The organism is Sporosarcina sp. ANT_H38 (assembly GCF_008369195.1).
In the GTDB taxonomy this organism is placed as follows: Bacteria; Bacillota; Bacilli; order Bacillales_A; family Planococcaceae; genus Sporosarcina.
Genome location: NZ_VOBC01000001.1, coordinates 1,403,770 through 1,426,205, shown reverse-complemented (window position 1 = coordinate 1,426,205; position 22,436 = coordinate 1,403,770). Strand labels below are relative to the sequence as shown.

General features: G+C 38.9%; 22 protein-coding genes, 1 pseudogene and 1 riboswitch. Of the genes and pseudogenes, 18 read left to right on the top strand and 5 right to left on the bottom strand.

The annotated features are described in order from the left end of the window. The first annotated feature begins 9 nt into the window (after window positions 1-9). Both arsC and FQ087_RS06720 read left to right on the top strand, forming a co-directional pair. Window positions 10-429 carry an arsenate reductase (thioredoxin) gene (gene arsC, locus FQ087_RS06725; RefSeq protein WP_149579720.1) on the top strand — a complete coding sequence of 140 codons (420 nt, stop codon included), beginning with the start codon at window positions 10-12 and terminating at the stop codon, window positions 427-429. Window positions 430-524: 95 nt separating this feature from the next. Beyond that, window positions 525-1,916, top strand: a pseudogene (locus FQ087_RS06720) (NAD(P)-binding domain-containing protein). Between the two features lie 22 nt (window positions 1,917-1,938). On the opposite strand, the gene FQ087_RS06715 reads toward FQ087_RS06720, so the two are convergent. The 3 genes from FQ087_RS06715 to FQ087_RS06705 form a co-directional block, all read right to left on the bottom strand. Further along, entirely contained in the window at window positions 1,939-2,211 is a 273-nt protein-coding gene (locus tag FQ087_RS06715) for a DUF2277 domain-containing protein (RefSeq protein ID WP_149579719.1), read from the bottom strand. A 313-nt stretch (window positions 2,212-2,524) separates the two neighbouring features. Then, window positions 2,525-2,908, bottom strand: a complete 384-nt coding sequence (locus FQ087_RS06710; protein ID WP_149579718.1) for a DoxX family membrane protein — start codon at window positions 2,906-2,908, stop codon at window positions 2,525-2,527. Between the two features lie 48 nt (window positions 2,909-2,956). Beyond that, window positions 2,957-4,405 (bottom strand): DHA2 family efflux MFS transporter permease subunit, encoded by a 1,449-nt coding sequence (locus tag FQ087_RS06705; RefSeq protein WP_149579717.1) that lies wholly within the window; start codon window positions 4,403-4,405, stop codon window positions 2,957-2,959. Window positions 4,406-4,618: 213 nt separating this feature from the next. On the opposite strand from FQ087_RS06705, the gene FQ087_RS06700 reads away from it, so the two are divergent. Next, window positions 4,619-5,065, top strand: a complete 447-nt coding sequence (locus tag FQ087_RS06700) for a MarR family winged helix-turn-helix transcriptional regulator (protein WP_149579716.1) — start codon at window positions 4,619-4,621, stop codon at window positions 5,063-5,065. A gap of 305 nt (window positions 5,066-5,370) precedes the next feature. On the opposite strand, the gene FQ087_RS06695 is transcribed toward FQ087_RS06700, so the two are convergent. Together FQ087_RS06695 and FQ087_RS06690 are read right to left on the bottom strand one after the other, a co-directional pair. Beyond that, the gene (locus tag FQ087_RS06695) at window positions 5,371-6,048 is read right to left on the bottom strand and encodes an ABC transporter ATP-binding protein (protein ID WP_149579715.1); all 678 of its coding nucleotides are present in this window, start codon (window positions 6,046-6,048) and stop codon (window positions 5,371-5,373) included. A gap of 1 nt (window position 6,049) precedes the next feature. Next, the gene (locus FQ087_RS06690; RefSeq protein ID WP_149579714.1) at window positions 6,050-7,084 is read right to left on the bottom strand and encodes an ABC transporter permease; all 1,035 of its coding nucleotides are present in this window, start codon (window positions 7,082-7,084) and stop codon (window positions 6,050-6,052) included. Window positions 7,085-7,299: 215 nt separating this feature from the next. Between FQ087_RS06690 and FQ087_RS06685 the strand changes: the two genes are divergently transcribed. The 15 genes from FQ087_RS06685 (at window position 7,300) to cyoE (ending at window position 22,420) form a co-directional block, all read left to right on the top strand. Next, the gene (locus tag FQ087_RS06685) at window positions 7,300-7,740 is read left to right on the top strand and encodes a HEAT repeat domain-containing protein (protein WP_149579713.1); all 441 of its coding nucleotides are present in this window, start codon (window positions 7,300-7,302) and stop codon (window positions 7,738-7,740) included. Window positions 7,741-8,368: 628 nt separating this feature from the next. Further along, a riboswitch (SAM riboswitch) is annotated at window positions 8,369-8,469 on the top strand. 227 nt (window positions 8,470-8,696) lie between these two features. Further along, the gene (gene cysC / locus FQ087_RS06680; protein WP_149579712.1) at window positions 8,697-9,296 is read left to right on the top strand and encodes an adenylyl-sulfate kinase; all 600 of its coding nucleotides are present in this window, start codon (window positions 8,697-8,699) and stop codon (window positions 9,294-9,296) included. A 261-nt stretch (window positions 9,297-9,557) separates the two neighbouring features. Beyond that, window positions 9,558-10,286, top strand: a complete 729-nt coding sequence (locus FQ087_RS06675; protein WP_149579711.1) for a phosphoadenylyl-sulfate reductase — start codon at window positions 9,558-9,560, stop codon at window positions 10,284-10,286. Further along, on the top strand, window positions 10,287-11,435 hold the full coding sequence (sat, locus tag FQ087_RS06670) for a sulfate adenylyltransferase (protein ID WP_149579710.1): 1,149 nt from the start codon (window positions 10,287-10,289) through the stop codon (window positions 11,433-11,435). A gap of 44 nt (window positions 11,436-11,479) precedes the next feature. Beyond that, entirely contained in the window at window positions 11,480-12,262 is a 783-nt protein-coding gene (cobA, locus tag FQ087_RS06665) for a uroporphyrinogen-III C-methyltransferase (RefSeq protein ID WP_149579709.1), read from the top strand. A gap of 91 nt (window positions 12,263-12,353) precedes the next feature. Beyond that, window positions 12,354-13,109 (top strand): sirohydrochlorin chelatase, encoded by a 756-nt coding sequence (locus FQ087_RS06660; RefSeq protein ID WP_149579708.1) that lies wholly within the window; start codon window positions 12,354-12,356, stop codon window positions 13,107-13,109. Between the two features lie 35 nt (window positions 13,110-13,144). Then, a complete protein-coding gene (locus FQ087_RS06655; RefSeq protein WP_149579707.1) occupies window positions 13,145-13,291 on the top strand; it encodes a YezD family protein in 147 nt (48 codons plus the stop codon). A gap of 47 nt (window positions 13,292-13,338) precedes the next feature. Beyond that, window positions 13,339-15,165: an assimilatory sulfite reductase (NADPH) flavoprotein subunit gene (locus FQ087_RS06650; RefSeq protein ID WP_149579706.1), complete on the top strand. Its 1,827-nt coding sequence runs from the start codon at window positions 13,339-13,341 to the stop codon at window positions 15,163-15,165. A 25-nt stretch (window positions 15,166-15,190) separates the two neighbouring features. Beyond that, complete coding sequence (gene cysI, locus FQ087_RS06645; protein WP_149579705.1) at window positions 15,191-16,915, top strand: assimilatory sulfite reductase (NADPH) hemoprotein subunit; 1,725 nt, start codon at window positions 15,191-15,193, stop codon at window positions 16,913-16,915. A 34-nt stretch (window positions 16,916-16,949) separates the two neighbouring features. Next, a complete protein-coding gene (locus tag FQ087_RS06640; RefSeq protein ID WP_149579704.1) occupies window positions 16,950-17,591 on the top strand; it encodes a precorrin-2 dehydrogenase/sirohydrochlorin ferrochelatase family protein in 642 nt (213 codons plus the stop codon). 5 nt (window positions 17,592-17,596) lie between these two features. Further along, window positions 17,597-18,526 carry a cysteine synthase A gene (gene cysK, locus FQ087_RS06635; protein ID WP_149579703.1) on the top strand — a complete coding sequence of 310 codons (930 nt, stop codon included), beginning with the start codon at window positions 17,597-17,599 and terminating at the stop codon, window positions 18,524-18,526. Between the two features lie 176 nt (window positions 18,527-18,702). Then, a complete protein-coding gene (locus FQ087_RS06630) occupies window positions 18,703-19,545 on the top strand; it encodes an ABC transporter ATP-binding protein (protein ID WP_149579702.1) in 843 nt (280 codons plus the stop codon). Beyond that, the gene (locus tag FQ087_RS06625) at window positions 19,478-20,230 is read left to right on the top strand and encodes an ABC transporter permease (RefSeq protein WP_149579701.1); all 753 of its coding nucleotides are present in this window, start codon (window positions 19,478-19,480) and stop codon (window positions 20,228-20,230) included. Before FQ087_RS06630 ends, FQ087_RS06625 begins: the two co-directional genes overlap by 68 nt. Window positions 20,231-20,266: 36 nt before the next feature. Beyond that, complete coding sequence (locus FQ087_RS06620; protein ID WP_149579700.1) at window positions 20,267-21,271, top strand: aliphatic sulfonate ABC transporter substrate-binding protein; 1,005 nt, start codon at window positions 20,267-20,269, stop codon at window positions 21,269-21,271. Window positions 21,272-21,478: 207 nt separating this feature from the next. After that, window positions 21,479-22,420 carry a heme o synthase gene (gene cyoE, locus FQ087_RS06615; RefSeq protein ID WP_149579699.1) on the top strand — a complete coding sequence of 314 codons (942 nt, stop codon included), beginning with the start codon at window positions 21,479-21,481 and terminating at the stop codon, window positions 22,418-22,420. Window positions 22,421-22,436: the final 16 nt, after the last annotated feature.

The window sequence follows — 22,436 nt, the reverse complement described above, 5'->3', positions numbered from 1 at the left end:
GGGGTAGTCATGTCAAAAAAAACACTCTACTTCTTATGCACGGGTAATTCATGCCGTAGCCAAATGGCTGAAGGCTGGGGCAAAAAAATTCTTGCAGAAGAATGGCAAGTTCTTAGTGCTGGAATTGAAGCGCACGGTGTAAACTCGAATGCCGTGAAAGCCATGAATGAGGTTGGAATTAATATTTCAAATCAAACCTCGGATATCATTGATCCACAAATCTTAACTAATGCAGATTTTGTCGTCACTCTTTGTGGGGATGCTGCTGACAAGTGTCCGATGACACCGCACAAAGTAAATTGTGATCACTGGGGATTTGATGATCCTGCCAAAGCAGAAGGGACTGATGAAGAAAAATGGGCATTTTTCCAACGTGTTCGTGATGAAATTGCTGACCGAATTAAGAATTTTGCTGAGACGGGGAAATAACGAACAAATCAAAGTCGAGAGTATCTATCCCTCGATTTTGATTTTAGATTGTATATAAGGATATTATTATGTATTTATGAAAGAAGGAATAATTGATGAAGGAACAAGTGAAAATTCAAATAGCTAGTGGGAATTGTTGTTCAACTAGTACTGTGTCACTCCATTCTGATCTTGTCGTAAAAGAAACGAGTTCATTGCCTGTCGTAATTATAGGTGCCGGTCCAATCGGTTTAGCTGCAGCTGCACATTTGGCTAAGTTCGACGAAAAATTTCTAGTTTTGGAAGCCGGTCCTTGTGTGGGAAGCCATATACTTCAATGGGGACATGTTCGATTGTTTTCACCGTGGTAATACAATATTGACAAAGTGGCTAGGGAGCTACTTGAAAAACATGGATGGGACGAACCTAACCCTGATGAGCTTCCACTAGGAATAGAATTGGTGGAAAACTACTTAGAAAAAGTAGCAAGGCTCCCGGAAATTTGGCCATTCATTCATTTAAATACTAAGGTGTTATCTGTTAGCAAAAAAGGATTGGACAAAATGACGACAGTCCAACGTGAAAATGTACCATTCATTCTTTATGTAAATCAAGGTGGGGTGACCGAACAAATAGAAGCAAAGGCGGTCATTGATGCTACGGGTACTTGGGGGCAGCCCAATCCTGTAAATGCGGATGGTGTATGGACCAAAGAAGAGATATCCTTACAAAGTCATATATATTACGGAATTCCGGATATTAATGCCAAAGATAGTGAAAAGTATCTTGGGAAACATATCGCCGTAATCGGTAGTGGTCACTCTGCGATAAACACTATTTTGGAGCTATCCAAACTTAATGAAAGAAATTCCAATGTGAAAATCAGTTGGATACTCCGTAAAAAAAACATAGAAGAAGCTTATGGTGGAGAGGGAAATGATGCACTCCAAGCACGTGGAGAACTTGGAGTGAAAATTCATCAACTAGTGGGCTCTGGTAAAGTAGAAGTTTACACACCGTATCGAGTCCAAAAAGTTTTTAAGGAAGATGATGCCTTAAAAATGGTTGGTGAGTTAGGAGGAGAAAGCGTTTCGATTCAAGGAGTAGATGAGGTGATTGTCAATACGGGAAGTCGTCCTGATTTTTCATTCCTGAATGAAATTAGATTAGGGATTGACTCAGCTACAGAAAGTATCGAAGCATTAGCTCCATTAATAGATCCTAATCTTCATAGTTGTGGGACTGTGCGACCGCATGGTGAAGAAGAATTGAGACAGCCTGAGAAAAACTTTTACATTGTCGGAATGAAAAGTTATGGACGGGCACCAACTTTTCTTATGGCGACAGGATATGAACAAGTGCGTTCAATAGTGGCCTATATGATGGGCGATTACGAATCTGCAAAAAAAGTGGAATTGGACTTACCAGAAACAGGAGTATGTAGTGTGAATCTTACATCAACAAAGCAAGAAACGCCTCGATGTGATATTAGAACAGATTGTAGTTAACAACGCGGAAAGAGTTTGAAATCTAATCAATTCCAAATCTTTTTGCGTTTTTAGCACGAGCCCGTTCTGCTTCAATTTCTCTATCACGAGGCTCGGCATTCGTTACCAGTGTGTTTAGTAGAACTTGCGTAGCGATAGCCACGTCCTCAATAGCCCGATTAATGGCGTCCTCGTTTGCCTTCGATGGTTTGTTGAAACCAGAGACCTTTCGAACATATTGAAGAGAAGCTGCATGAATTTCATCGTCGGTAGCTTGAGGAGCAAAGTTAAATAGTGTTTTAATGTTTCTGCACATATCGTTCACCTCTTTTGTTTGGATTATTTTCTTGATTGTATCATATTCCTCTCATATCTCTTTTTAACTATATAGGTTGGAAGGGGAAAACTGAAGAAAAAGTGATTTGAAGTTAATGCTAAGCCGTCGAGATAATCTCGATGGCTTTTATTAGATGACTACATTTTAGGGGCTTATTTTAACGTGGAATATAAAATACAAATAAGTCGTCCACTACTAAAGAGGTGGATGACTTATTTGTATTTTTAAACATTGAAGTAGTGACTTTTTTTACACTTACTAGACTTGAATTTCGTGATTCAAATGGGCGGTCCTATTTAATCTTTAAAATTGCTCGATAATCTTGTGAGTAATAAACTAGTAAAGAAATATTGATACCAAATATCATTAAAGCTCCCATAATTGAAGCGAAATCTAAAAAGATGTGAAACATCATCATATTAATAGAAACTGGCATAAAAACAACTAAAGCTAGCTTAACAAATTTATTACTTAATAATGCAAGTCCACACGCTATTTTCACAATCGATAAGAATTGCATAAAGTAACCTGTTTCCTCTAATGATTTCATAAATTCATTGGCAGAAGTACTTGAAAATGTAGGCATTGGCATTAACTCGAATAACACGCCGGCTCCAGAAGCGGTAATGATTAAACCCAGTATTACTCTGAGTACATGAAAGACTTTTTTATTCATACTATAAATTCATCCTATTCTAATTGTTGTTTTTATTGTTTTTTAAAATTATTTCTTTTTCTTTTTAAGAAACCACGTTAATATAAATACCAAAATGGCCAGGATAGTAGTTACAAGGAAAGCATCTTGCATTCCTAGAACACTCGCCTTTTTTACCGCCTCGGACTCTGAAAGGGAACTTGACAATCCTGGTAAATATTGTTTTGTTTGTGTAGACATAATGGTAGTCAATAACGCCGTACCTATTGCACCAGAAACCATTCGAGCTGTATTAGCTGCAGCGGCACCGTGTCTACTCATAGATGGAGGTAATTGGTTTAATCCATAAGTCAAAACTGTCATCATTATAAACGAGATACCAAACATAAAAGTAGAGTATAATACGGTTACGAACAACAAATTAGAGTCTAACGTTAAGGTAGTATATAACCATGATGTAACGATGATTAAAGACATACCAATAAATGTTAATGGGCGAATACCATAGCGATCCAAAATGATTCCTGTTATTGGAGACATTATACCCATCAAAATTGCTCCAGGTAGCAAAATTAAACCAGTTTGAAGTGTTGAATGACCTAACATATTTTGGATATAAACTGGCGTTAATAGTTCGACGCTATACATTGCAAGTGCTACAAAAGCACCGATTGCTATTGTTATAGAAAATTGTTTATTTTTAAATACAGTTAAGTTAAGCATTGGCTGCTCAGCTACCAATTCACGCCAAATAAATAAGCCTACAAAAATAACTCCAATTACTATAGTTAAAATTACTTGTTTAGAATCCCAACCCATACTTCCAGCCATAGAAAATCCGTACAGTAGGGATCCTAAGCCGATTGTCGATGTAATAACTCCTGGATAATCAAATTTCGGATTACTTCTTTCTGTAACATTACGTAAGAAGAAGAAGGCTAGGAATAAATTTAAGACTCCTAACGGAATAACAATGTAAAATAAAACTCTCCAAGAGTAGTGTTGTAAAATCCATCCTGATAAAGTAGGGCCAATAGCAGGGGCAAATGTCATTGCTATACCAATCATCCCCATGGCCTGTCCTCTTTTTTCAGGGGGAAACAAACTAAATATAACTGTTTGTACTAGTGGCATCATTACACCTGCTGCTGCAGCCTGTAATAAGCGCCCTACTAGTAAAACAGAAAAGCTTGGTGAAAATGCACTGACAATAGTACCTATTGTAAAGAGCCCAATTGCGCTTAAAAATAGTTGTCTTGTGGAAAATTTACCCATTAAATAAGCTGAAATAGGAATTACTATACCATTGACCATAATGAATCCTGTACTTAACCATTGAACCGTACTAATATCTAAATCAAAAACTTTACTTAGTTCTGGAATAGCTACATTTAGTAATGTTTGATTTAAAAGAGCAATAAAAGATCCGAGAACTAAAATGGAGAGTATTAACATTCTAGCCTTATTACTAATGTTAATCGGGTTTATAGTGTTTTTAATGTTTTCTATGACTATCATCTCCTTTTTTAATTAGTTGCAACTACAACGAAAATAATACGTGTTTTAAACGTTATTTACGTATATAATAAATTATTAGTTGTGCACGCAACTAATAATAGTCTATACATAGGTATGCGCGCAAGAAAGATGCTTACTGAAAAATGTAGTTACCGATTCATTAAAATAAGCAATATTCTCACGATTTATATGTAATTACGAGGAGGGAAATATATGAGCATTAAGAATAAAGAGTCGATCGGCCGTTGGATCTCATTACTTCATAGATATGGAAATGTTTATATCAATGAACAATTAAAAGAGTTTAATCTAGGCGCAGGTCAATATCAGTTTCTTGCTGTTTTATATCAAAATGAAGGGATATCTCAAGATGAAATAGCTTCTTTATTAAAAATGGATAAAGGAACTGCTGCTAGAGCAATTGCAAAATTAGAAAAGGAAGGATATGTAGAAAGAAAAATATTTATTGTAGATAAAAGAATAAAAAAATTGTATTTGACAGAGAAAGCCCATGCATTTGAATCAAAGTTAACTTCTATTTTGCAAGAATGGAAAGATATTATAACGGAAGGGTTATCGGGGGATGAGCAGGAATATGCTTCAAAATTGCTTGATAAAATGTCTAAAAATGCTGAAGTTTATCTAGATAATACAAAATAAAACCAAATACACGCTACCATAATATATACAAATTGAGGGATGTAACTTCACAACGGATTAAAGGTATCAGTATTGCGGGGGCATATTGAAGGTGCACTATAATTACAGGGCAGAAAGGAAGAGACGTGATTGGCTTGTTTAGTTTTCACGGTTGATTAAAAGGAAAGAGTTTGCGCTATTTGTTTTAGTAGAGGGTGTTAAATCACTATAATACGAGTCAAGAATAACAAAACAGCCATGTAGGTGAATGGCTGTTTTAGTGTTTTTGTCACTTCCATTATTTTTTTGAGGGGCATAATAGATTTTTAAGATAAAACTAATCCATCTTTCATTGTGATAGTATGATCAGCATAAGCAAGCATTTCTTCATCATGAGTTACCATCAAGGTCGTAATGTTCAACGTTTTCGTCAACTCGCGGATCAATGTCATGACGTCTTTCGATCTTTTAGAATCTAGGCTTGCTGTCGGCTCATCTGCAAACAACATTTTCGGTTTGTGGATGATTGCGCGGGCAATTGCCACGCGCTGTTTTTCTCCACCTGATAATGAAGCAGGGTAGGCATCTTTCCGGTGATCCATATCCACCAATTTGAGAATCTTTTCTACTTCCACTTTTTGTTCTCGTTTCTTCAACTTGGTTTCTGAAACGTCAAGCATCAGCAATAATTGTTCTTCGACTGTGAGAAAAGGGACAAGGTGCGAGGATTGAAATACGAATCCGAACTCACTCGCTCTAATTTTTCTGATCTGATCCTGATTCATAGCAGTCAGGTTTTGTCCTTCAAAAAGCACTTTTCCGTCCGTTGCACGTTGAAGTCCTGCAGCTATTGTAAGAATTGTACTTTTACCTGAACCCGAGGCTCCTACTAACGCTGTTATTTCGCCTTCTCGAAGGGAAATATTAATCCCTTTTAATACTTGTTCATCCACTTCACCGTTCGTAAACGTTTTTGTAACTTCATCAATTGTGAAAATCGTCATATTAAACCTCTCCTTGTTGGATAGCTTGCAATGGTTCAACTTTTTTAATTTGCAGGCCGGATAGCGTCGCGCCTATAAATCCAATGATTAGGAAAACAACTGATAACTGAATAGTTGTTTCAAGTGTTAAACTAAATGGCATTCCTTTAGGTGCAATCAATGCAAAGCCCTGGCTTAAAGCAACTGACAGTCCAAGCGCAATTACGGTGATGAAAATCATTTGGTACCACATCATACCGAACAATCTGCTTGTTTTAACGCCAAGCGCTTTTAAGATGCCATATAGTCCAATCTTTTGCACGTTCATCATATAAAAGAATATCGCGAACAACATTCCACTAATAGCGACTAAAAACCAAATGATCATATTGAGAGACATCTGTTCCGCACTGTAACTTGGAATCGTATTGAGGAATTCTTTATTTGAAAATGATTGTAAACCCGTTACAGCTTGTGCTTTTTCTGTATTTGGTACAAAAATCAATTGCATTTCATTGACACGGTAAATTTCTTTATAGTTTTCCATGTTAATAAAAGCGACAGGTGCATGGCTGTATTTCTTTTGATCGACAAAGCCTTTCACTTTAAATTCGCCACTGAACTGATTATTGGTTAGAATATCACCAACTTTAATTCCTTCCTCTTCTAATGAACGATCTAGGATGACTTCTCCTTTACCAACCGTTTCAAACGATTTTGAATCTGTGGAAGTAACGAAAGCGATACTATGCTGCTTGTCGTCCAAATCGTTCACAAAACCCATTTGAATGGAAAGTGCTGCCGCATCCTTCTGTTCACTTAAAACAGTGGTTTGTACACTTTCATCTATTCTTGAAAGATTGTACGTTTCGTTTGCATCAGCATTCATGTAAAATTGGCCATCTGGTAAATCTTTAATTAATGCTGCATTATCTTGAGACAACCCGTTCGCTAACCCAGAGATGATAAATGTTAAAAAGCTGACGAGAAAAATGATTGATCCTAAAATGATAAACTTTGCCTTATTCTTCTTAATTTCTTTCCATGCAATATTCATCTTTGCGCCTCCTGTATTTCTTAATAACTTAACTATAATCTGACAAGGTGAACGGAATATGAACAGATGATTACATTTAATAAACGCCTGATTGCATGAAAAATGGTATGTAGTTCAGCAGATAATGGTACAATACATATTGAAGGGGATTGTATTAAACACATGGAGTTTCCCTTAAATAAACAGGATATTGAAATAGAAGGAGATTGGATCACTTGACTAACGAAATAAAAAATGAAATCCCGCCAAATTACGGTGAATTACGGAAGGCTGTTAACCGGGCATCGAATTGGAGACTGCGTTTAGAAACTATTGAAGAATTAGGACAATGGAAACATAAACGGACTATCGACGTACTTTTACACAGAATGAACAACGATGCCGTATATAAAGTCGTAGAAGCTGCTCACCGTAATCTTGTTAAATTCGGTGAAGATGTTGAATTGCCGCCAAGAAATCGATTTGAACTTATTAAAGATGCTAATAAAGTCTTCATCAGAATTAAGAAAAGCTTACCGAGAGATCACACGTTCGAAGAGTACAAAGAAAAGTTGAAAAATATGAGACTTGATTTGTATGATACGTATGAAGGTGACAAAGGCGATGAGTTTGAAGCATGGCTTAAAAATGTTTGGGAGACGGCATCTAAAAAATAAAGCGTTTAAAAGTTCTTCTATTATATAAGCACGGTAAAAAACGATTGCAGTTATTTTGCAATCGTTTTTTTATTTAGGCTAGAAAGTATAATTTATTTGAACTGGAACAGTGTCTAGACTAAAGCGACTAGCGCAACTTGTCGCTTTAGACCTTCCAGCAGGGAGGGGTAGAACGGACGCCGTGAACGAGTAGTTTGGTAAAGAATTTTTTCCCATAGTCATAAAAATAACGGTTACATAAACTTTGTAACCGTTATTTTTGTGGCACATTCATACAAAAAACAATACTATGGATGAACGATCATGAATACGAATCAAAGAATACTAAAGTGTTATGGAACTGACGATAGAATGTTGTAACCAACACAAAATCGTCTATCTGACCTGACGGGTTTTTCTTTGAATGCTTTGAGTTCAAATTATATCGACTTGATTAGTAAGAGGTTATGAATAAAATAGATAGAAATAAGAAGGAGTTTAACTTGAATTGATTTCTAAGTCGTTCACTTATGTTCACTACACAAACAAAAATTATCTTTACTAAACCTATAGGAATAAAAAAAATTCTGATAAATCGTTGACTTTGAATTTTAGATAATGTAATATTTGTGTCACCTTAATAGTTAATATCTTATCTAGAGAGGGTGAGGGACTGGCTCGATGAAGCCTCAGCAACAGACTGTTTAGTACTATACCAAATCCAGTAAACGAAAGTATAATAACTAAGAGGAGAATTATGTATTCGATTCTACTAACCTTTTCTTATTCCATCAGAAGTGGCTTTTTTAATCCTTAATTGCACAGGTTGTAGTCTTTTATCATTGAAAAAACTTCATACATGCTAATTAGACAACTAAAGGCATCTTTCTACTCGGTTATTTGAATCGTTTAAAAGAGATGTCTTTTTTGTATATTAAAATCAAAACTGAATCAAATGATTTTAGGGGGGGCAAATAATGACAGAGTCTACAAATATCGTTTGGCATGAATCAGAGGTGACAAAAGAAAATCGTCAAGAAGTAAATGGCCATAAGAGTGCTATTCTTTGGTTTACAGGATTATCGGGTTCAGGAAAATCAACAGTTTCAGTAGCGCTAGAAACAGCATTACACGCGCAAGGCATTCACACCTATCGACTGGATGGGGATAACGTCCGGCATGGTTTAAATAAGAATCTAGGGTTTAGTCCAGATGATCGGACGGAAAATATTCGTAGAATCGGGGAAGTTTCAAAACTAATGGTCGATGCGGGATTGTTTACGTTGACAGCATTCATATCCCCTTATCAGGAAGATCGTGATCAAGTACGAGAAATTGTCGAATCGGATGAATTTATAGAAATATATGTAAAGGCTAGTTTAGAAACATGCGAAGAACGCGATCCAAAGGGCTTCTATAAAAAAGCAAGATTGGGTGAAATTAAAGGCTTTACAGGAATAGATGCGCCTTATGAAGAACCTGTTCGACCTGAAATAATCATTGATACCAATCAGTTGAGTATTGCGGAATCTGTCAAAGTCATCGTTTCTTACTTAAAAGCAAATAATTATTTCTGAAATAACAACAAAATACGTAACATATTGGGGTTTTAGGAATAGAATGTATTTAAACCTACTTGACACATAGGAATAATGTATTTAGTATGAACAATAATCATCAGTCGGCTGGTAATACAGATATTTACAGACAATAGTGAATACACAACTATATTATTCCAAATAAATTTGAAGCAACTTTAATCATTAGTAGATTAATGTCGCCTTTTAAAAAAAGAAAAAGTAATAGAGTTATATAAGTTTAGAGAGGATGGAAATAGCTTGGCGAAGTTGACGTACAAATCTTGGTCTGAGACTAGTGCAATATTTTCGATTGATGATGAGTCAAAAGGTGCGTTAAACGTGTTGCAATGGGCTTTTAAGGAATATGACGATGAGCTTGTATATGCGTGTAGTTTTGGAGTTGAGGGAATCGTAATGGTAGATTTAATCTCGCAAATAAAACCAAATGCTAAAGTAGTCTTTCTCGAAACGGGATTTCATTTTCAAGAAACGCATACATTAATTGATGAGGTAAAGAAGCGTTATCCAAAGCTGGTAATTGAAATGAAAAAGCCGAGCTTAACGGTTGAGGAACAAGCTGACAAGTATGGTGATCGACTATGGGAAAGACAGCCGGATCGTTGTTGTCATATGAGGAAAGTAATTCCGCTTCGCGAAGCAATGAGCGATACGACTGCTTGGTTATCAGGACTTAGGCGTGAACAATCGCCATCAAGGAGTCATACAAACTTTGTAAATAAAGATGAAACCTTTCAATCGATTAAAATTTGCCCACTGATTCATTGGACGTGGATTGATATTTGGAATTATGTTAAAAAACATAATTTGCCCTATAATCCACTCCATGATCAAGGCTATCCAAGTATTGGTTGTTCACACTGCACATTCAAAGGTGATGCAACGACGGGATCAAGATCAGGGCGCTGGGCAAATCAAACAAAGACAGAGTGTGGCTTGCATCAACCTAACGAAAATGGGGGAATTTAAATGAGTTTGAGTCAACCGCATGGCGGTACGTTAATTAATCGTTGGAATCCTGATTTTCAATTCGAAGGGATAACTGAAACAGTTGAATTAGACGAAATTGCAAGCAGTGATTTGGACTTGATTGGTACGGGTGCTTATAGCCCGTTAAATGGATTTCTGACAGAAGCAGACTACAATTCTGTAGTTGCAACAATGAGATTATCTACTGGAGTACCGTGGACAATTCCGATTACATTGCCAACAACAGAGGTGAATGCACAAAATATCGCAGTTGGGAACTTGGTGAAATTGGTGAGAGATGGAGTTGTCTATGGTGTTCTCGAAGTATCGGACATTTTTACACCAGATAAGGAACTAGAAGCTAAACACGTCTATCAAACAACAGACCGAGAGCACCCGGGCGTGAGGAAGTTGTTTGAGCGACCTAATGTATATCTCGGCGGAACAATCACGCTGATTGAGCGGAGGCAAATGGACGAGTTTTCGGAGTACCTATATGACCCAATTGAAACAAGGCAAAAGTTCCAAGAACTCGGTTGGGAAACAGTCGTTGGTTTTCAAACAAGAAACCCGGTGCATAGGGCGCATGAATATATTCAAAAGACAGCTTTGGAAGTTGTAGATGGATTATTTTTAAATCCACTTGTGGGTGAAACGAAATCGGATGATATCCCGGCAGATGTGCGTTTAGAAAGCTATGAAGTTTTACTAGAAAACTATTATGCAAAAGAGCATGTGTTTTTGGGTGTATTTACTGCAGCAATGCGCTATGCCGGACCAAGAGAAGCTGTATTTCATGCGATGGTTCGAAAGAATTTTGGTTGCACACACTTTATCGTCGGCCGTGATCATGCGGGGGTTGGTAATTATTACGGTACGTATGACGCTCAGAAAATATTTAGCAACTTTACGCTTAGAGAACTTGGGATTACATTATTATTTTTTGAGCATAGCTTTTACTGTAATAAATGCGGGAACATGGCAACACCTAAAACGTGTCCGCATGATGCCAGCCACCATTTAATCTTGTCGGGTACAAAGGTAAGAGAAATGCTTCGTAATGGAGAACAACTGCCACCGACATTTAGTCGACCAGAAGTGATCGAGGTATTAATTGCAGGAATGCAAAAAGAGGAAATCCATTCATAACGATGACTTTATTGTAGAACTGAGCGGTGAGAGGAGAGATGAGATTGGGGAAAGTATATATAGTTGGAGCTGGACCTGGAGATGTTGATTTGATCACCGTTAAAGGGATGAAGTGTATTCAACAAGCAGATGTCATCTTATATGATCGATTAATCAATAAAGAGCTGCTAACCTATGCAAAGCCCGGAGCCGATTTGATTTATTGTGGAAAACTCCCAAACTATCATGCAATGATTCAAGAGACGATTAATCACTTTTTAGTGAAATATGCGAAGCAAGGAAAAATCGTCACACGCTTAAAAGGTGGAGATCCATTCGTTTTCGGAAGAGGTGCTGAAGAGGCAGAAGTGCTTGCGGACAATGGAATCCCATTTGAGGTGGTTCCAGGAATTACTGCTGGGATCGCAGCTCCTGCCTATGCTGGTATACCTGTCACACATCGCGATCTCAGTTCAAGTTTTGCGATTGTAACGGGCCATATGCGTGCTGGAAAAAGCGATTCCATTCATTGGGAAAGTCTTGCAGTCGGGATTGATACCTTAGCTATTTATATGGGCGTCGGGAACCTACCTTATATTTGTGAGCAATTGACGAAGCATGGCCGACCTGAAAGCACACCAGTAGCTCTTGTTCATTGGGGAACAACAGAATCGCAGTATACGATTACAGGTACACTTTCGACAATTGTCGAGATTGCAAGAGACTCCGAAATTAAAAACCCAAGTATGATCATTGTCGGTGAGGTTGTAAAGTTGCGGGAGAAAATTCAGTGGTTTGAACAAGCCGGATTGAACCAAAACATCATTAAAGAAGTATCTGCATACTAGTAATTTAACTTCATTCATCAGGAGTAAAATTCCTGCTGAATGAAGTTAAGCCTCCGGCAGGTATCACAGATTTTGAATAGGAGGGATTAGCATGCAGGCAGTCTTATATGTGGGTCACGGTAGTCGGATTAAGGCAGGTGTCGAAGAAGCCATTCATTTTATTAAGAGCAGTCAAGCAATGATCGATGTTCCTATTCAAGAGATTTGTTTTTTAGAACTGGCAGCACCAAGCGTGGATGAAGGGATTACAAAGTGCGTAGAACGCGGTGCTACTAAGATTGCGGTTGTTCCTATACTTTTATTAACCGCGGGGCATGCAAATGAAGATATTCCATTTGAAATCGAAGTGGGGAAAATCATGTATCCAAATATCGAATTTACATACGGAAAAGCATTTGGCATTCATCCGAAAATTGTTGAAAGTTTATATGATCGAATTGTTGAACAAAAAGTAGCAATTGCAGAAGATGCTCAGGTGTTAATCGTAGGCAGGGGGAGTAGTGATCTCGCAGTTAAGCGTGATTTAAATGAAATCGCACAACTTCTTGCTGACAAGTATTCCTTTAACAAAGTAACTATTTGTTTTCTTTACGGAGCGGAGCCTCATTTTGATGAAGCATTACTTCAACTACAGGAAGCGCCTCGAAGACAAGTTTTCATTATTCCGTACTTATTATTTACGGGTATTTTAATGAATGGCATCGAAAAAAAGATTGTGAAACAGTCTACTATTAGTCAGCAGCTAATTCTTTGTAAAAATCTTGGTTACCATAAATATGTCCAGGATGTGCTTGTTGAACGGGTGAATGAGTTGCTTGAAAAAGAACAAATCAGTCAGCCTATATAATGCAGAATCTTAGTCTGAAAGGATGAATAGGGGCTATGGATAAACGGGATAAAAACCTTGAGCTTACCATTGAAAACGTTAAAAAGATGCTGAGCACGATGAATTATGGCTCTATCACATTGGTTATTCAAGACAGTGTTGTTGTTCAAATAGAGAAAAGTGAGAAAATCAGATTAAAATAATGCTCTTAATTACTGTGTAAAATACTATTTTTGCGGGGTGGGAAATTTTGGCGCTTCAAGTGATAAACAGTCCTTTTAATCAGGAGCAGGTAGAACTCCTTAATCAACTTTTACCGATACTAACGGAGACACAACAAATCTGGTTGGGCGGCTATCTGAGTGCGAGTCAATTAGCTACGCAATCAAAAGCGTCTGACAGCGTGGCAGTTCTGGAAGCTCCAGCAAAACAAATAGAGGTCATCTCAAAAGAAGTGACAATTCTTTACGGATCACAGACCGGCAACGGGCACGCTTTGGCAGAAAAACTGACGAAGAGTTTAAAAGCAGAAGAGTTTCAAGTAACCCTTGCTTCAATGAATGAATTCAAACCGAATGCGCTAAAGAAAATCGAGAATTTACTACTTATTGTAAGTACACATGGCGAAGGTGATCCACCAGATAATGCATTGCCCTTCTATGAATTTCTTCATAGTAAAAGAGCGCCACAATTGGATAATCTTCAATTTTCGGTCCTGTCTTTGGGGGACAGTTCTTATGAGTTTTTCTGCCAGACAGGCAAACAATTTGATGAACGATTACTTGAGTTGGGTGCAAAACAGTTTAGTCCACGTGTTGATTGCGACTTGGATTATGATGAATCTGCCGCGGAATGGTTTACGAATGTTTTAGCTACATTAAATGAGCGACAAGGAATCAGTTCTACAACTGCCCAACAACCAGTCAATAATGTAGTTGCGGAACAACTGGAGTACTCTCGAACAAATCCATTTAAAGCGGAGATCCTAGAAAATTTGAATTTAAATGGGCGTGGGTCAAACAAGGAAACGCGTCATCTTGAGTTATCACTTGAAGGATCGAACCTCGAGTTTGAACCGGGGGACAGTCTGGGCATTTATCCGGAAAATGATACTGAATTAGTAGATACCTTGATTGTGGAGATGGGCTGGAATGCTGGAGAAGTAGTTTCGGTTAATAAACAGGGTGAGCAAAAGCCCTTACGCGAGGCGTTGATTTCTAATTTCGAGATCACTGTATTGACGAAACCATTGCTACAAAAAGTAGCGCATTTTACCGCTAATAACGAATTAAAGGCGCTCTTGGAACCAGAAAGGGAGCAAGAATGTAGGGATTATCTCTACGGTCGTGATTTATTGGATCTAGTTCGGGATTTTGCACCATGGGAAGCCCCTCTAAGTGAATTTATCGCAATATTACGCAAAATACCGGCGCGTCTCTATTCAATTGCTAGTAGTTCAAAAGCAAATCCAGATGAGGTACATCTTACGATTGGAACTGTTCGCTATGAGGCACACGGTCGCGATCGAGTAGGTGTCTGTTCAGATGAATGTGCAGTACGTGCACAACCAGGAGATCATTTAGCTGTGTATGTTCAGCGTAACTCTAATTTTAAATTACCAGAAAATCCTAATACGCCTTTGATTATGATTGGACCTGGTACCGGGATAGCTCCATTTAGATCATTCTTGGAAGAACGCGAGGAGATTGGCGCAGAAGGGAAAACATGGTTGTTCTTTGGTGATCAACACTTTGTTACGGACTTTTTGTATCAGGTTGAGTGGCAACAATGGCTCAAAGAGGGTGTATTGACGCGAATGGATGTTGCATTTTCCCGTGATACGAAAGATAAAGTCTATGTTCAACACCGAATGTTAGAGAACAGCAAAGCGATTTTTGAGTGGTTGGAAAAGGGTGCTGTACTCTACGTTTGTGGTGATGAAAAGCATATGGCTGCCGATGTCCATTCTACTTTGGAAACGATCCTTGAAAAAGAGGGAATCATGAGTTCTATGGAAGCATCTGACTATTTAGCTGACATGCAACAGCAGAAACGTTATCAACGTGATGTCTACTGAAACAAGTGTGAGAGGGGCTAGTTATATGACGAAAAAAATAATTCTACCGTCACAACCAGGAACACCAAGTGATGTTGAGCGGATAAAGAGTGAGAGTAATTATTTACGAGGATCGCTAGTAGAGTCGCTTGAATATCCAATCAGTTCGGGGATACCTGATGACGATAATCGATTGATGAAATTCCATGGGAGCTATTTGCAAGATGATCGGGATTTACGGAATGAAAGACAACGCCAAAAATTAGAACCAGCTTACCAGTTCATGGTCCGTGTTCGTGCTCCGGGCGGAGTTGCAACTTCGGCGCAATGGTTGATGATGGATCATGTCGCCAATAAATTTGGCAATGGAACGTTGAAATTGACTACGCGTCAGTCATTCCAAATGCATGGAATTTTAAAGTGGAATATGAAGGAGAATATACAAGAAATTAATGCGGCATTGATGGATACACTAGCGGCTTGTGGTGATGTGAACCGGAATGTGATGTGTAATCCAAACCCTTATCAATCGGATATTCATGCCGAGGTTTATGGCTGGGCTCAGAAACTCAGCGATTATCTTTCGCCACGGACTAATGCTTACCATGAAATCTGGCTCGATGGTGAAAAAGTAATTGACAGTCAAGAAACGGATGAAGAAATCGAGCCCTTGTATGGCGCGCTCTATTTACCACGGAAATTTAAAATTGGTGTGGCGGTTCCTCCTAATAACGACGTTGACGTCTTTTCACAGGATCTTGGTTTAATTGCCATTTTAGAAGAAGGTAAATTAGTTGGATTCAACATTGCAGTCGGGGGCGGCATGGGGATGACGCATGGAGATACAAACACCTATCCTCAGTTGGCGCGGGTGATTGGATTCTGTACAACAGATCAGATTATCGACGTAGCGGAAAAAATCATTACGATTCAACGTGATTATGGAAATCGCTCTGTTCGAAAGTATGCACGTTTTAAATACACAATTGATGCTCGCGGACTTGATTGGATCACCAATGAACTCAATGAGCGATTAGGCTGGGAACTTGAAACCGCGCGTAGTTATCATTTTGAACATAATGGTGATCGTTATGGTTGGGTGGAAGGGAGCGATGGCAATTGGCATTTCACGCTCTTTATCCAAAACGGTCGAATCCAAGACTTGGATGATTATCCACTGATGACGGGCTTGCGCGAAATTGCCAAGATTCACACAGGAGATTTCCGCCTTAGTCCAAACCAAAATCTCGTTATTAGCAATGTTTCGAGTCTAAATAAGAACAAGATTGTCGAACTAATTGAGCATCATGGATTGACTGATGGACAGCATCATTCCGCGTTGCGCCGGAGTTCAATGGCTTGTGTTGCTTTTCCGACTTGCGGGCTGGCGATGGCTGAAGCTGAACGTTATTTGCCTTCCTTACTGGATAAGATGGAACTGATTCTGGATGAAGCGGGATTGCGAGAAAAGGAGATTATTATCCGTATTTCGGGCTGTCCGAATGGTTGTTCTCGTCCCGCTTTAGGTGAAATAGCCTTTATCGGAAAATCCCCTGGAAAATACAATATGTATCTTGGTGCTGGATTTGTCGGGGATAGGCTGAACAAATTATACCGGGAAAACATTGGAGAAGACGAAATTCTTGAACTGCTTAAACCACTATTTTTCCAATACGCGAAGGAAAGACAAGAAGGCGAGCATTTTGGGGATTTTGTTATCCGTGCGGGACATGTGAAAGCTGTTCAATCCGGGTTAGACTTTCACGATTAATTGAATAACTAAACAGCGGCAGGTGAACAGAACAATGAAATCCTATCCAATTATGCTGAACATCGAAGATAAAGCTGTAGTAGTAGTTGGTGGTGGCCTGATTGCCTACAGAAAAATTGTCGGCTTGCTACAAGCGGGTTCTTCTATAACTGTAATTAGTCCGATGATTCACTCAGAAATAGAACAACTCTTTCTCGAGAACAAGATTGCATGGAAAGATAAATTATTCGAATCGGAAGATCTTGATTCCGCATTGATTGTTATTGCAGCTACAGATAGTGAAATCGTGAATACGTTCGTTGCATCGTCTGCTGGCAAGCATCAACTGGTCAATATCGTTGATAATCCGGAGTTAAGCACCTTTCATGTCCCTGCAAAGCTGACAAGAGGTGACCTAACGATATGTGTTGCAACGGGCGGGGCAAGTCCGGCACTTTCCAAAAGTATTCGTGACGAACTTGCCTTAATTTACGAAGATTCTTATGGTGAATATCTTGGGTTTCTGACACTGTCCAGAGAAAAAGTGAAACATTCTGTGTTACACCAATCAATAAAAACCAAATTACTTAAAGCAATCGCCAATGACACATACAGGCAATCTATCAACATGCAAAATGCCTTTCTAGAAATGATTGATGGGTATCAGGATAAATCCTTAGTGGTATTGGGAGGATGACAAACATGCAAGTCGTAAACAATATTGCTGAATTGATTGGAAATACGCCTCTTGTAAGATTAAATAGAGTTCCGGATCCACAAGGGGCAGCTGTTTATGTGAAGCTTGAATATTTTAATCCAAGCGGAAGTGTAAAAGACAGGGCAGCATACAATATGATTGTTGAAGCAGAAAAAAGCGGGAAATTAATGGCAGGAGCAACAATTATAGAGCCTACATCAGGTAATACAGGGATTGGCTTGGCGATGAATGCTGCAGCGAGAGGTTATCAAGCAATTTTCGTCATGCCCGATAACGCAACGATAGAACGCATTAATTTAATGAAAGCATACGGTGCTAAAGTCGTTCTGACACCCAGCGATGAAAGAATGCCAGGTGCGATTGCAAAAGCAAATGAATTAGCTGCACAAATCGAAGGCAGTTTTATCCCTATGCAATTTGAAAACCCAGCAAATCCTAATATCCATCGAACAACGACAGCAATTGAAATTATTACTGCGCTAGAGTCGATAGGGAGAACGCTTAGTGCTTTTGTCTGTACTTCAGGAACGGGCGGGACAGTGACTGGTACAGGAGAAGCGCTTAAAGAACATGATGATAGTATATCAGTTCACGTTGTAGAGCCAGCTGGATCACCTGTTCTATCGGGTGGTAAGCCAGGAAAACATAAATTAGTAGGAACAAGTCCAGGGTTTATTCCTTCTGTACTGAATACGGATGTCTACGATGAGATTTTTATGATAAAAGATGATGAAGCTTACGAGACGGTACGGAACGTAGCAGTGAATGAAGGGATTCTCCTAGGTCCTTCAGGGGGAGCATCCATATATGCGGCATTAACCGTTGCGAGGCGATTGACTCCGAAAGATACTGTAGTCTGTATTGCACCAGATTCTGGTGAACGCTATTTATCAAGCGATTTGTTCGAATTTTAATAGCCATTCTAACACGCAGATTGGGCAGTTATTAGTAATGTAATTGCTATGTAGGTTGAAGTATTGGATATGGCATATGAACTGAACGTAGGCATCCCCGAAGCGTCGAGGCATTATCGAATGGAATCATTAACTTAACCTACAATATAGGGGATTTTAGGAAAGGGGATATTTGAATGTATTTAACAATAGATGGCATTGTTAAAAGTTTTCCACACAAAGAAAAAGGTCATGTGAAAGTACTGGATAATATCTCGTTAGACGTGGAAAAAGGGCAATTTGTTTCAATTGTTGGACCTTCGGGTTGCGGGAAGTCAACATTGCTCTATCTGATTGCAGGTCTTGAGAAGGCTGATCAGGGGGAAATTCGGATTGCTGGAAAAGTAGTGACGGATCCTGGACCAGATCGTGTTGTCGTTTTTCAGCAGGATGGATTGTTTCCGTGGTTAACAGTTCTTGATAATGTAACGTACGGCTTACGTTTGAAGGGTTTGCAAAAAAAACAGGCAGAGGACAAAGCGAGAGAAATGTTAAAAATGGTCCATTTGAGCAATTTTATCGACGCCTATCCGCATCAGTTGTCTGGAGGTATGAAACAACGCGTTGCTATCGCACGCGCACTTGTCATGGAACCCGCTATATTATTGATGGATGAACCGTTTGCAGCACTAGACGAGCAAACGAGAATGGTGTTACATAATGAGCTGCTGGAAATATGGCAAAAAACGAAGGTGACAATCTTTTTCGTTACGCATAACATTCGGGAGGCAGTCCTTTTATCCGAAAAGATTGTCGTTTTCGAAACGCGCCCTGGAAGAATCAAAGAGATTCATTCTTCAACGACAATGAAAGATGGCATTATGCCTAATGACGTTACATTTCATTTGGAAAAACAGATATTGGCATCACTGCAAGGTGAAATTGAGAAAGTATTGAAGGAGGAAATGGGGGATGACTACATTTTTAAGACGGATCCTATTCATCGGAATTCTAGCGGTGATATGGGAAGTCACATCTAGATTATCGAGTTTACCCGATTTCATGTTTCCGAGTCTCAGCCAAGTACTGCATACACTTTACACAGGTATTGTAAGTGGGCAAATATTGACTGCAATTCTAACAAGCATGAGCCGTCTATTAATTGGATTTATTATTGCTACAGTCCTCGGTCTTTTTTTAGGCTATCTCATATGGCGTTCTAAGTTAGTGGAAGACACACTCGGTTTTCTTGTCACAGCATTGCAATCGATTCCGAGTATTGTGTGGTTCCCGCTTGCTATTATTTGGTTTGGTTTGAACGATTTGTCCATTCTTTTCATTGTAACAATTGGCGCAACATGGACAATGACAATCAACGCGACAAGTGGTTTTAAAAATGTGCCTAGGCTTTATCAACAAGTTGCTAAAACATTAGGGTCTGGCGGTTTTCACTTTTTACGAACAGTCATTATACCAGCATCTGTCCCACAACTTATATCAGGATTACGAATTGCCTGGGCATTTTCCTGGCGCGCATTAATGGCAGGGGAACTGCTCGGAGCTGGTGGCGGTTTGGGGCATCTTTTAGAAATGGGGAGATCATTGGGACAAATGGATTTAGTTATATCAGTCATGATTATTATTGGTGTTATCGGTACAATCATGGATAATCTGGTCTTTTTACGACTTGAGCGCAATGTGCAGAAAAAATGGGGAATCAGTTAAGTAATGATAAATAATGACAGATGGGGAGAGAACAGAATGAAACGTAATTTATTGTTACTTGGGCTTATTTCTTTAGCTGTGTTTGCTATTGTATCTGGATGTGGAAAAACAGAAAAGGGAGCACAAGACGTTAAAGAAGTGAACATTGGTTATTTCCCAAATTTAACGCATATCGCTACAATCGTTGCGTTAGAGAAAGGCTATTTCACAGAAGCGTTTGGGGAGGATATTAAAATCAACACAAAGACCGTCAGTAACGGCGGCTTGTTTATGGAAGCGATGGCGACTAAATCAATTGATGTAGGAACAGTTGGGCCGGGTCCTTTACTGAACTTCTACGTAAAAGAACCCAACTACCATATTATTTCAGGCGCTGTAAACGGGGGGGCAGTCCTAGTTGCGAGTGAACATAGTAACATTAGAGAACTGGCCGACTTAGACGGAAAGAAAGTCGCAATTCCTGTGATAGGAAGTACCCAAGACGTGATGCTGCGTAAGGCGCTACAAGATGTGGGTCTGAAACCTACATTAAATGGCGGTACCGTTGAAATGTTTGCCGCAGCACCTGCTGATACAGCAACGCTCTTTATTCAAAAGTCCGTTGATGCTGCAGCAACACAAGAACCATGGGGTTATATTTTGGAATCCCAGGCGAAAGGTCAATTGTTGTTAGACTGGGAATCATTCGCTTGGGGGAAAGAATCCACAAATACAGTGGTTGCAGCAAGTAAGAAGTTTTTAGATAATGAAACTTTAGTAAAAGCTTATTTAACAGCCCATGTAAAAGCAGTAGCATTTATTGAGCAAAATCCTGAAGAAAGTCAAGATCTAGTAAATAAACACATCAAAGGATTAACAGGAAAAGAAATTGACAAAGCGGAGTTAGAAGTTGCATTTAAGCATCTAAAAGTAACAACATCTGTCAATGAAGAAGTGATTCAGGAGATGGCTGATATCAGTAAGGAAGCAGGGTATATCCCTAGTAGTGAAATTGAAGGCTTAATTCAATTGGATCAGTTGAAGTCTGTAGAAGGAAAATAATATAACTCTGCTTATTTTTAGGGGGATTGGAATCATCAATATGATGTTTTCAATCCTTTTTTGAGTTAGATATAAAAATGTCACAAAGCTTTCCTTTGTCTTACTTGAAGACTAAGAGTAAAATGGAGTTAAGCATGCCAGTCACTGAACGAATTGCGAATCCGCCAATTAGAAAAGTACCTGGCTTTTTTGAGGAGAGACGAATTGATGACTAAAGTAATGGATCCATCTTGGGATAAGGTTGATGAAAAAACTGTTTCGAAAGAACAAAATATTTCTACGCTATTCACTGATTTTAAATCTCTATTTAAGGGGATAGTCTTAATTTCTAATGTGCTACCTGTACTCACAGGATTTTGGTTAGCGCTCTATTTTTCGGAAGTAACATTTTTGGAAAACTGGGATGTATTTTTGTTGACGATTTCAGGCAGTACACTTGTTATGGCCGGAGCACTTGTCCTGAATAACTGGTATGATGTCGACATTGATACAGTAATGCAGCGGACCAAAAACCGTCCGACAGTTACTGGGAATTTCTCGCTTAAATTTGTCTTTAGATTAGGAATTGCATTATCTGTAGTAGGTTTAGTACTTCTAGCTTTTACTACAATTGAAGCGACCGTCTATGCATCCATTGGATGGTTTACGTATGTTATTTTATACACAATGTGGTCAAAACGTAGATATACGTTGAATACGGTAATTGGCAGTGTGTCAGGTGCTGTGACGCCATTAATCGGATGGGCAGCAATTGCACCCGGTTTTCATATCGTCCCAATCGTATTAACGCTTATCCTATTCATATGGCAAATGCCGCATACATTCGCTATTGCGATGAAGAAAGTAGAAGAATACAGTTTGGCAAAAGTGGCGATGCTTCCAGTCGTTTATGGATTTAATTTTACTAAGCGACAAATGGTTGTCTATATAGCATGCTTACTTCCATTACCATTCTTTTTAGGTTCGCTTGGAACACTTTTTGTTGTCATCGCTACACTGATGAACATCGGGTGGCTGGTTGCAGCTATAACCGGATTTTTCACAAAAAACGATATGAAGTGGGCACATCTGATGTTCATGTGTTCCGTGAATTATGTGGCTATCTTGTTTACACTGATGATTCTTGTTACATTGCCGGTCTTTAGCTGAGTTTCGAAAATGAATA

Excerpts from the sequence above, each read along its gene's own strand:
- FQ087_RS06620 (WP_149579700.1), top strand. The coding sequence starts at position 20,267 with ATGAAACGTAATTTATTGTTACTTGGGCTTATTTCTTTAGCTGTGTTT.
- sat (WP_149579710.1), top strand. The coding sequence starts at position 10,287 with ATGAGTTTGAGTCAACCGCATGGCGGTACGTTAATTAATCGTTGGAAT.
- cysI (WP_149579705.1), top strand. The coding sequence starts at position 15,191 with ATGACGAAAAAAATAATTCTACCGTCACAACCAGGAACACCAAGTGAT.
- FQ087_RS06705 (WP_149579717.1), bottom strand. The coding sequence starts at position 4,405 with ATGATAGTCATAGAAAACATTAAAAACACTATAAACCCGATTAACATT.
- FQ087_RS06710 (WP_149579718.1), bottom strand. The coding sequence starts at position 2,908 with ATGAATAAAAAAGTCTTTCATGTACTCAGAGTAATACTGGGTTTAATC.
- FQ087_RS06625 (WP_149579701.1), top strand. The coding sequence starts at position 19,478 with ATGACTACATTTTTAAGACGGATCCTATTCATCGGAATTCTAGCGGTG.
- FQ087_RS06715 (WP_149579719.1), bottom strand. The coding sequence starts at position 2,211 with ATGTGCAGAAACATTAAAACACTATTTAACTTTGCTCCTCAAGCTACC.
- FQ087_RS06700 (WP_149579716.1), top strand. The coding sequence starts at position 4,619 with ATGAGCATTAAGAATAAAGAGTCGATCGGCCGTTGGATCTCATTACTT.
- FQ087_RS06660 (WP_149579708.1), top strand. The coding sequence starts at position 12,354 with ATGCAGGCAGTCTTATATGTGGGTCACGGTAGTCGGATTAAGGCAGGT.
- cyoE (WP_149579699.1), top strand. The coding sequence starts at position 21,479 with ATGACTAAAGTAATGGATCCATCTTGGGATAAGGTTGATGAAAAAACT.
- FQ087_RS06655 (WP_149579707.1), top strand. The coding sequence starts at position 13,145 with ATGGATAAACGGGATAAAAACCTTGAGCTTACCATTGAAAACGTTAAA.
- cysC (WP_149579712.1), top strand. The coding sequence starts at position 8,697 with ATGACAGAGTCTACAAATATCGTTTGGCATGAATCAGAGGTGACAAAA.
- cysK (WP_149579703.1), top strand. The coding sequence starts at position 17,597 with ATGCAAGTCGTAAACAATATTGCTGAATTGATTGGAAATACGCCTCTT.
- arsC (WP_149579720.1), top strand. The coding sequence starts at position 10 with ATGTCAAAAAAAACACTCTACTTCTTATGCACGGGTAATTCATGCCGT.
- FQ087_RS06695 (WP_149579715.1), bottom strand. The coding sequence starts at position 6,048 with ATGACGATTTTCACAATTGATGAAGTTACAAAAACGTTTACGAACGGT.
- FQ087_RS06640 (WP_149579704.1), top strand. The coding sequence starts at position 16,950 with ATGAAATCCTATCCAATTATGCTGAACATCGAAGATAAAGCTGTAGTA.
- FQ087_RS06690 (WP_149579714.1), bottom strand. The coding sequence starts at position 7,084 with ATGAATATTGCATGGAAAGAAATTAAGAAGAATAAGGCAAAGTTTATC.
- FQ087_RS06630 (WP_149579702.1), top strand. The coding sequence starts at position 18,703 with ATGTATTTAACAATAGATGGCATTGTTAAAAGTTTTCCACACAAAGAA.